Origin of the sequence: Streptomyces sp. NPDC051555 (assembly GCF_044454405.1) — a bacterium.
In the GTDB taxonomy this organism is placed as follows: Bacteria; Actinomycetota; Actinomycetes; order Streptomycetales; family Streptomycetaceae; genus Streptomyces.
In genome coordinates, this window is sequence record NZ_JBITDP010000026.1 from 10,571 (window position 1) to 18,957 (window position 8,387).

Genomic DNA, 8,387 nt, shown 5'->3' on the forward strand with positions numbered 1-8,387 from the left:
TACTTCGCCTCGCCCGGGCCGTCGGGGCTGTTCGGGGCGTGGGCCGGCTCGGGGCGGCGGGCGCCCGGCGGCGCGGGGGGGGGGGGGCCCGGGCCGGGGGGGGCCCCCCCCCGCGACCGGTCAGGCGTGGCCGCCGCGCTTGGCCGCGTGGTTGGCACGGCCCACGGCGGACTTCATCCGCCAGTCGCGCCGGATCTCCGAGCGGAGCCTGGCGTCGGTCTTGGCCACGATCCGCTGGTTCTCCCGCAGGAGCTTGCGGTAGCTCTCCAGCCGTCGCTCGGGGAGCTCGCCCTCCTCCACCGCCCGCTGCACCGCACACCCCGGCTCCGCCTCGTGGGCGCAGTCGTGGAAGCGGCACCGGGCGGCGAACTCCTCGATCTCGGAGAACACCTGACCGACGCCCGCCTCCGCGTCGAAGAGGCCGACGCCGCGCAGCCCCGGGGTGTCGATCAGGACCCCGCCGCCCGGCAGGGCGAGCAGGTTGCGGGTGGTGGTGGTGTGCCGGCCCTTGCCGTCGACGTCACGGGCGGCCTGGACCGCCATGACCTCCTCGCCGAGCAGCGCGTTGGCCAGGGTGGACTTGCCGGCGCCCGAGATGCCCAGCAGCACGCTGGTGCCGGAGCCGACGACCGCGGTGAGGACGTCCGTGCCCTCCCCGGTGAGGGAGGAGACGGTGAGCACCTCGACGCCCGGGGCCGTGGTCTCCACGTCCTGGACGAGGTGGCCCAGGGTGACCGGGTCGGGCACCAGGTCCGCCTTGGTCAGGACGACCAGCGGCTGCGCGCCGGACTCCCACGCGAGGGCGAGGAAGCGTTCGATGCGGCCGAGGTCGAGCTCGACGGCGAGCGAGACCGCGATGATCGCGTGGTCGACGTTGGCCGCGAGGATCTGCCCCTCGGAGCGCTGGGACGAGGTGGACCGTACGAAGGCGGTCCGGCGCGGCAGGTACGCCTTGACGTAACGGGGGGAGCCGACCGCCTCGACGGCGGCCCAGTCACCGGTGCAGATGACCCGCAGCGGGTCGTGCGGGGTGACGAAGGCGGTGTCGGCGCGGACGATCCCGTCCGCGGTCATGACGTCGCACTGGCCGCGGTCCACCCGGACGACCCGGCCGGGCACGAGGCCCTGCTCGGCGTACGGCGCGAATGCGGCGGCCCAGGCGTCGTCCCAACCGAACGGGCCGAGGGCGTGCTGGAGCGGAAGCTGGAGCGAAGCGATCTGCGGGAAGGCAGAGGAGGTCAAGGGGAACCCTTCACAGGGTGGCCCCGGCAGAACGCGCGCGCTGCGCGCGGAAGATGAGGTGAAGGTCAGCCGGAGACCACAGGAATGAGATTGATGAGCTGCTGGGTGCGGGCAGTGCCCTGCGCAACGACCGTCATCAATGGACTCACCTCCTGTGAAATACGGATCCGCACACGGCGGTTCCGGTCCACTCGGCGTGAACGAGCTCACGGTAGCGCGCGCCCGCGCCACCGCGCCAACCCTTTTTCGGGCTCTCCTTCCCCGGCCGGATCTCGGGCTCTTCGACCCCTTCCGAGGGGACCTTTCGCGGCATTTCCAGCGATCCGCGCCGTTTAAATTCGGAGCATGACCGCTGCCGAGCACGCCTTGGCCGCCCCCTCGCGGCGCCGTTTGTTGGCGCTGCTGCGCGAGGCCGACGGCGCACTGCCGAGCGTCCCCGAACTCACCGATGCCACCGGGCTCTCCACCGCCACCGTGCGCCACCACCTGGCGGTGCTCGGCAAGGCGGGGCTGGTGACCGCCACCCCCGCACCGGGCCCGGGCCGCAGGCGTGGCAGACCCCGCCTCCGTTACGCCGCCACGGAATCCGGCGGCGAGGACCGGGCCGAGGCCTTCCGCGACCTCGCGGACGCCCTGGCCGAGGCGGTCGTGAAGACGGCCGACGGGGACCGCGCCGGCCCCCGGTCCGCCGGCCGGGAGTGGGGACGGCGGCTCGCCGCGAGCCGGCCCCCGGCGCCCGCCGCGGAGCAGGTCTTCGCCCTGACGGCGCGGCTGGGCTTCCGGCCCCGCCGGGAGCCCGGCGACGCCCGGGTGTTGCTGTGCCACTGCCCGTACGGCCGGCTGGTGCACACCCACCCCGACGTGGTGTGCGCGGTCCACGAGGGGGTGCTGGAGGGCTTGTTGGAATCCACGGACACCACCGCGGAACTCCGGCCCTGCGTCGGCCCCGGCCCGTGCGCCGCACTGCTGCGCCCCCGCACCACTGACCACTGACCACTGCACCACCGCACGCTCTACAGAAGGAACCCCATGTTCGGAATGACCATCGACACCGCCCTCGACACCACCCCCGGCAGCGGCCCCGCGCTGCGGCTCGACCCGGCGGGCGGCCCCTTCCGCGCGCTGGCCGCCGTAAGGATCCAGGTGCCCGCGGGCGGGACCGTACCGGCGCACGCGCACGGCGCGTCGGAGCTGCTGCTGACCGGGGTCAGCGGCGCCGTCGTGGCCTCCTGCGGCTGCGGTGCGCAGACCGTGGCTCCGGGCGGCTTCGCCATGCTGCCCGCCGGCAAGGAGATCACCCTGGTCAACGAGGGGACCGAGGACGCGACCGTCCTCGCGGTCTTCTCGCAAAGCGAGTTCACCGACGGGCTGCCGCGCGCCGCCGCCCAGGGCTGCGGCTGCCGGGGCGGCGGCGCCGGGCACTGATCCCGCGGCCGGGCGGGCCCGCGACCTAGGGTGGTCGGCATGACGCCACGACTCGACATGATCGGCCTGGTCGTTTCCGACATGGCCGCCTCGCTCGCCTTCTACCGCCGGCTCGGGCTGGACGTCCCGGCCGCGGCGGACCGGGAACCGCACGTCGAGGCCGCCCTCCCCGGGGGCCTGCGGATCGGCTGGGACACGGTGGAGGTCATCCGCTCCTTCGACCCGGAGTGGAAGCGCCCCGCACCGGGCGCGGACCGGGTCGGGCTGGCCTTCCTGTGCGACTCCCCCGCCGAGGTCGACGCGCTGTACGCCGAGCTGTCCACGGCCGGCGGCGGTACGGCGCACCGGGAGCCCTGGGACGCCTTCTGGGGGCAGCGCTACGCCATCGTGCTGGACCCGGACGGCGCCGCGGTCTCGCTGTTCGCCGCGAACGCGTAGCGCCGTACGGGCCTCACCGACCCCGCCGACCCCGCCGATCCCGCCCGCCCCGACGGGTGCGCGGGGTCGGCGGGGTTCAGTGCTTGCGCAGCCGGGAGGAGTAGTCCTCGGGCGGGAGGAACTTGGACCAGCGCTCGGGGAACTCGGAGGGCATCCCCGCGTCCTCGTCGTCCTCCGACTCGCCCTCGGCCAGGGCCCGCCAGGCGGCCGCCCGGGCGACCAGCTGGGCCGCCTCGGCCTCCCGCACCCGCTCGTTGGCCTCGCGGGCCGCCGCGGTCGCCACCGACGGCCAGACGCGGTCGATGGCCGCGTTGACGGCGGCGCCCACCAGGACGGCGAAGGCCGAGATCCCGATCCAGAGCAGGACGGCGACGGGCGCGGCCAGGGAGCCGTAGATGGTCGGCCCCTCCACCGTGTTCGTCAGGTAGATCCGCAGCAGGAACGAGCCCAACACCCACATGGCCAGTGCGATCAGCGCGCCCGGCACGTCCTCGATCCACGGCGAGCGCACCGGCACGGAGACGTGGTAGAGCGTGGTCAGGAAGACGATGGACAGCAGGGTGACGGTCGGCCAGTACAGCACCGCCACCACTTCCGTGCCCCACGGCACCCACCGCACCACCGCGTCCGGACCCACCACCAGCAGCGGCAGCACGACCGAGCCGACGAGCAGGGCGACGACGTACAGCAGGAAGGCCAGCAGCCGGGTCTTGACGATGCCGCGCTGGCCGTCGAGGCCGTACATGACCGTGATGGTGTCGACGAAGACGTTGACGGCACGCGAGCCCGACCACAGGGCGAAGGCGAAGCCGAGCGAGATGAGGTCGGGTCGGGCCTGCCGGGTCACGTCGTCCAGCATCGGTTTCGCGATGTCGTTGACGCCCCGGTCGGAGAGCACGGTGCCGACCGCCCGCAGGATGTTCTCCTCGATGCTCTGCACCGAGGTGGTGCCGCTCCAGCCGTCCACGTAGCCGACGAGCCCGAGCAGGCCGAGGAACAGCGGCGGCAGCGAGAGCAGCGTGAAGAAGGCCGCTTCGGCCGCGAGTCCCAGGATCCGGTACTCGATGCACGAGTTGACCGTGTCCTTGAGCAGCAGCCAGGACATCTTGCGCTTGGACACGTTGCGATAAAGGGCCCGGGCCCGGTGGAGCCGACCCGGAGGCCGCTCGGGTGTTTCTTTTGCTGGCTGCACCTCCTTACCGTATCGGCATGGCAGCCACCACCCACACAGTCAGCAACCAGGCACCGCCCCTGGTCGGGCACGACGTCTACGGCGGCGACCGCGCCCTCACCGAGGGGGTGGAGCGGCACCTCGACCCCGAACTCCTCCCGGGCGTAAGGGAGGAACTCACCGAACTCGGGCGCGCCGCGGGCTCCGCGCAGGCCCAGGAATGGGGTGCCCAGGCCAACGAGAACCCGCCGAAGCTCCGCACACATGACCGGTACGGCAACCGGATCGACGAGGTGGACTTCCACCCCTCCTGGCACCGGCTGCTCGGGCACGCGGTGACGAGCGGGCTGACCGACGCCTGGGGGCGCGAGGCGGGGCACCTGCGGCGAGCCGCCGGCTTCTTCGTCTGGTCCCAGGCCGAGGCGGGCCACGGCTGTCCGGTCTCCATGACCCACGCGGCGGTGCCGGCGCTGCGCACGGACCCGGAGCTGGCGGCCGAGTGGGAGCCGCGGCTCACCTCGCACGTCTACGACCAGGGGCTGCGCCCGGCCGGGCAGAAGTCGGGCGTCCTCTTCGGCATGGGGATGACCGAGAAGCAGGGCGGCAGCGACGTGCGCGCCAACACCACGCGGGCGGTGGCGCTGGACGCTTCGGGCGAATACCTGCTGACCGGGCACAAGTGGTTCTGCTCGGCCCCGATGTGCGACGGCTTCCTCGTCCTGGCCCAGGCCCCGGGCGGGCTGACCTGCTTCCTGGTGCCGCGGGTACTGGCGGACGGCACCCGCAACGTCTTCGCGATCCAGCGGCTGAAGGACAAGCTCGGCAACAAGTCGAACGCGTCGAGCGAGGTGGAGTTCGACGGGACCTGGGCCCGGCGGGTGGGCGAGGAGGGCCGCGGGGTGCGCACCATCATCGAGATGGTCGCCGCGACCCGGCTCGACTGCGTGATCGGATCGGCCTCGCTGATCCGGCAGGCGTTGACGCAGGCCGTGCACCACACCGAGCACCGCTCCGCCTTCGGCGCGAAGCTGATCGACCAGCCGCTGATGCGCAACGTACTGGCGGACCTGGCCGTCGAGTCGGAGGCGGCCACCGTGCTGACGCTGCGGCTGGCGGCCGCCTACGACGCGGGCACCGCGCAGGAGCGGGCCTTCCTGCGCATCGCCGTGCCCACGGCGAAGTACTGGGTGACCAAGCGCTGCACCCCGGCCGTCGCGGAGGCGCTGGAGTGCCTGGGCGGCAACGGGTACGTCGAGGAGTCCGGGCTGCCCCGGCTGCTGCGGGAGTCCCCGCTGAACTCGATCTGGGAGGGCTCGGGCAACGTACAGGCGCTGGACGTGCTGCGGGCGCTCCAGCGCGAGCCGCAGGCCCTGAACGCCTTCCTCCAGGAGGTCGGCCTCGCGCGCGGGGCCGATCACCGGCTGGACGGGGCCGTGAAGGACCTGCTGACGGAGCTGGCCGACCTGGAGGGGATCGAGGCACGGGCCCGGCGCGTGGTGGAGCGGATGGCGCTGGTGCTCCAGGGTTCGCTGCTGGTGCGCTGGGCCCCGCCCGCGGTCGCCGACGCCTTCTGCGCCTCGCGGCTCGGCCGGGACTGGGGCACGGCCTTCGGGACCCTGCCGCACAGCCTGGACCTGGGCGCGGTGGTCGAACGGGCGCGGATCGCGGGTTAGGAGAGGTCCCCAAACCGCTCCGAGCCCGGACCCGGGCCCGTCTGCCGGCAGCAGGGTGGCGCCGCGCCGACTCGGCACCACACCTGCTCCGGTTTCAGCCCCGAGGAGGAGCCTTCACGCCGCCTGTCGGCGTGACGCACAGTTTCGATCGGGCGACCGGGGCTTGGCGAGAGTTGCAGACCGTTGCAACCTGTGAGTCCGATGGGGCATCCCCAACGCACGGTCCGGTTCATTCAGGAGGATCCGGTGGCAACCACTGCAGGTGGCGCGGGGACCGCGGTCGACGTGGCGCGGCTCGCCGCGATGGACGCGCGCGACGCGGCCCGACTGCTCAGAGGCGTACGGGCGGCCGCGCTCGCCGGGGACCGGCCGCCGGCGGCGCCGCGCCCCGAGATCGCCGAGTCCTGGCGGCGGATGATGGCCGGCGGGATGCACCCGGACCGGGACACCCGCTCCCGGATGCTGTCGGCGGCCGAGACGGAGGAACGGCGCCAGGTGTCGCCGCTGCGGGCGCTGCTGCCGGTGCTGCGCGAGGGGCTGCTCCCCAACCTGGACGAGGTGCTGCACATCATGGTGATCGCGGACGCGGACGGGCGGTTGCTGTGGCGCGAGGGCGCCTCCTCGATCCTGCGCCGGGCGGACCGGCTCGGGTTCGGGGTGGGCGCGGACTGGGACGAGGCGGTGGTCGGGACCAACGGGGTCGGCACCGCCCTGGTCACGCGGCGGCCGGTGCAGGTGTTCTCGGCGGAGCACTTCGTCTCCACCCATCACGACTGGACCTGCGCGGGGGCGCCCGTGCACGATCCGCGCGACGGGCAGCTGCTGGGCGTGGTGGACGTCAGCGGGCCGCTGGCCACGATGCATCCGGCCACCTTGACCTGGGTGGCCTCGGTGGCCCGGCTCGCCGAGCGGGAGCTGCGGATCCGCCACCTGGAGTCCCTGGAGCGGCTGCGGTCGGTGGCGGCCCCGCTGCTGGCGCGGCTGCCGGGGCGGGCGCTGGCCGTGGACCCGCACGGCTGGACGGCGGCGGTGACCGGGCTGGCCCCGGTCGACCGGGTGCCGCTGCCCAAGGCCTTCGGGCCGGGCCGGCACTGGGTCCCGCAGCTGGGCCACTGCGCGGTGGAGCCGCTGCCGGGCGGCTGGCTGCTGCGGATCGAGGAGGTCCGTACGGGCGCGGCGGCGGGTCGGGTGGTGCTGGACCTGAGCCGGGCGCGGACCTGGTCGGCGACCGTGTTCGGGGCGGCGGGCAGCTGGACCCAGGAGCTGAGCCCGCGCCACGCGGAGCTGCTGTTCCTGCTGGCGGAGAGCCCGCGGGGGCGCACGGCGGCGGAGCTGGCGCTGGAGCTGTTCGGGGACGCGACGCGGACGGTGACGGTGCGGGCCGAGCTCTCGCGGGTACGGCGCCACCTGGCCGGGGTGCTGACGCACCGGCCGTACCGGTTCGCGGAGGACGTGGAGGTGGAGGTGGTCCGGCCGGAGCGGCCCGCGGACCTCCTGCCGCATTCGAGCGCGCCGGCGGTGCTCAGGGCGCGCTCGGAGCGGGCGGCGGGGCCCGGGGCGGTCCGCGGTGACGGGGCCGCCGGCTGGGGCCGTGATTCCGGGATGTGATTCCCTGACCTGCATGAGCACCCTCACCCTCACCACCTGGTCCCTGGAGATGACCTCGCCGGACGACCTCGTTCCGGCGGTCGTTCCAGGTTCCGAGATCACGATCTCGCGTGCGGAGGTCCCTTCGCCCGAGTTCAGCCGCTTCCTGTACGCCTCGGTCGGCGGTGACATCCACTGGACGGACCGGCTGTCGCTGACCCGGGAGGAGTGGGTGCGCCAGCTGGGGCGGCCGGGGGTGGAGACCTGGGTGGCCTACGACCGGGGGACGCCGGCGGGGTACGTGGAGTTCGACCCGCAGGACGACGGCGCGGTGGAGATCGTGTACTTCGGGCTGCTGCCGGACTTCCGGGGGCGGCGGATCGGCGGGCACCTGCTGTCGGTGGGCATCGCCCGGGCGTGGGACCTCGCGTCGCGGTGGCCGGAGCGGGATGCGACGAAGCGGGTCTGGCTGCACACCTGTAGCCAGGACGGGCCGACGGCGATGGACAATTACCGGCGGCGCGGCTTCCGGCTCTTCCACACGGAGACGGAGTCCAAGGCCGACACCCCGACCCCGGGCCCTTGGCCCGGAGCCTGACCCCTGGCGGGGGGCACCCGTCCCACCACCCCTCCGGGGGGCGCCTCAAACGCCGGCGAGGCTGAATCGGCCACCCCGGCCAGGTTCAGCCCCGCCGGCGTTTGAGGCGCCGCCGGAGGCAGCGGCGGCCACGTCCGGCCTTGACGTCGGCCAGATCCAGCCTCGCCGGGGGGGGGGGGGGGGGGGGGGGGGGGGGGGGGGGCGCGCGCGGCGGCCGCCGGGCGGGCCGGGCGGCCGGGGGGCGGGCGCCGGG

Annotated in this window: 8 protein-coding genes; 6 read left to right on the forward strand and 2 right to left on the reverse strand. The window is 74.2% G+C overall.

Annotated features, from left to right (window positions below; all coding sequences use genetic code 11):
• Positions 1 to 120: 120 nt before the first annotated feature.
• Positions 121 to 1,242 carry a ribosome small subunit-dependent GTPase A gene (gene rsgA / locus ACIBEA_RS35805; protein ID WP_399267382.1) on the reverse strand — a complete coding sequence of 374 codons (1,122 nt, stop codon included), beginning with the start codon at positions 1,240 to 1,242 and terminating at the stop codon, positions 121 to 123.
• A 345-nt stretch (positions 1,243 to 1,587) separates the two neighbouring features.
• Between rsgA and ACIBEA_RS35810 the strand changes: the two genes are divergently transcribed.
• From ACIBEA_RS35810 to ACIBEA_RS35820, 3 genes are read left to right on the forward strand one after another with little or no spacing between them, the layout of a single operon-like run.
• A complete protein-coding gene (locus ACIBEA_RS35810) occupies positions 1,588 to 2,235 on the forward strand; it encodes an ArsR family transcriptional regulator (protein ID WP_399267383.1) in 648 nt (215 codons plus the stop codon).
• A gap of 36 nt (positions 2,236 to 2,271) precedes the next feature.
• Positions 2,272 to 2,667: a cupin domain-containing protein gene (locus ACIBEA_RS35815; protein WP_399267384.1), complete on the forward strand. Its 396-nt coding sequence runs from the start codon at positions 2,272 to 2,274 to the stop codon at positions 2,665 to 2,667.
• A gap of 39 nt (positions 2,668 to 2,706) precedes the next feature.
• A complete protein-coding gene (locus ACIBEA_RS35820; protein ID WP_399267385.1) occupies positions 2,707 to 3,105 on the forward strand; it encodes a VOC family protein in 399 nt (132 codons plus the stop codon).
• Between the two features lie 76 nt (positions 3,106 to 3,181).
• Here ACIBEA_RS35820 and ACIBEA_RS35825 read toward each other — a convergent pair whose 3' ends face one another.
• Positions 3,182 to 4,297, reverse strand: coding sequence for a YihY/virulence factor BrkB family protein (locus tag ACIBEA_RS35825; RefSeq protein WP_399267386.1), 1,116 nt, complete (start codon positions 4,295 to 4,297; stop codon positions 3,182 to 3,184).
• 17 nt (positions 4,298 to 4,314) lie between these two features.
• Between ACIBEA_RS35825 and ACIBEA_RS35830 the strand changes: the two genes are divergently transcribed.
• From ACIBEA_RS35830 to ACIBEA_RS35840, 3 genes are all read left to right on the forward strand, one after another.
• Positions 4,315 to 5,949 carry an acyl-CoA dehydrogenase family protein gene (locus ACIBEA_RS35830; RefSeq protein ID WP_399267387.1) on the forward strand — a complete coding sequence of 545 codons (1,635 nt, stop codon included), beginning with the start codon at positions 4,315 to 4,317 and terminating at the stop codon, positions 5,947 to 5,949.
• A 303-nt stretch (positions 5,950 to 6,252) separates the two neighbouring features.
• On the forward strand, positions 6,253 to 7,557 hold the full coding sequence (locus tag ACIBEA_RS35835; protein WP_399267472.1) for a GAF domain-containing protein: 1,305 nt from the start codon (positions 6,253 to 6,255) through the stop codon (positions 7,555 to 7,557).
• 13 nt (positions 7,558 to 7,570) lie between these two features.
• Positions 7,571 to 8,134 (forward strand): GNAT family N-acetyltransferase, encoded by a 564-nt coding sequence (locus ACIBEA_RS35840; RefSeq protein WP_399267388.1) that lies wholly within the window; start codon positions 7,571 to 7,573, stop codon positions 8,132 to 8,134.
• The last annotated feature ends 253 nt before the right edge of the window (positions 8,135 to 8,387 follow it).

Bases quoted from the DNA above. Each gene is read 5' to 3' on its own strand.
- ACIBEA_RS35810 (WP_399267383.1), top strand. From the start codon at position 1,588: ATGACCGCTGCCGAGCACGCCTTGGCCGCCCCCTCGCGGCGCCGTTTG.
- ACIBEA_RS35835 (WP_399267472.1), top strand. From the start codon at position 6,253: ATGGACGCGCGCGACGCGGCCCGACTGCTCAGAGGCGTACGGGCGGCC.
- ACIBEA_RS35815 (WP_399267384.1), top strand. From the start codon at position 2,272: ATGTTCGGAATGACCATCGACACCGCCCTCGACACCACCCCCGGCAGC.
- ACIBEA_RS35820 (WP_399267385.1), top strand. From the start codon at position 2,707: ATGACGCCACGACTCGACATGATCGGCCTGGTCGTTTCCGACATGGCC.
- ACIBEA_RS35840 (WP_399267388.1), top strand. From the start codon at position 7,571: ATGAGCACCCTCACCCTCACCACCTGGTCCCTGGAGATGACCTCGCCG.
- ACIBEA_RS35830 (WP_399267387.1), top strand. From the start codon at position 4,315: ATGGCAGCCACCACCCACACAGTCAGCAACCAGGCACCGCCCCTGGTC.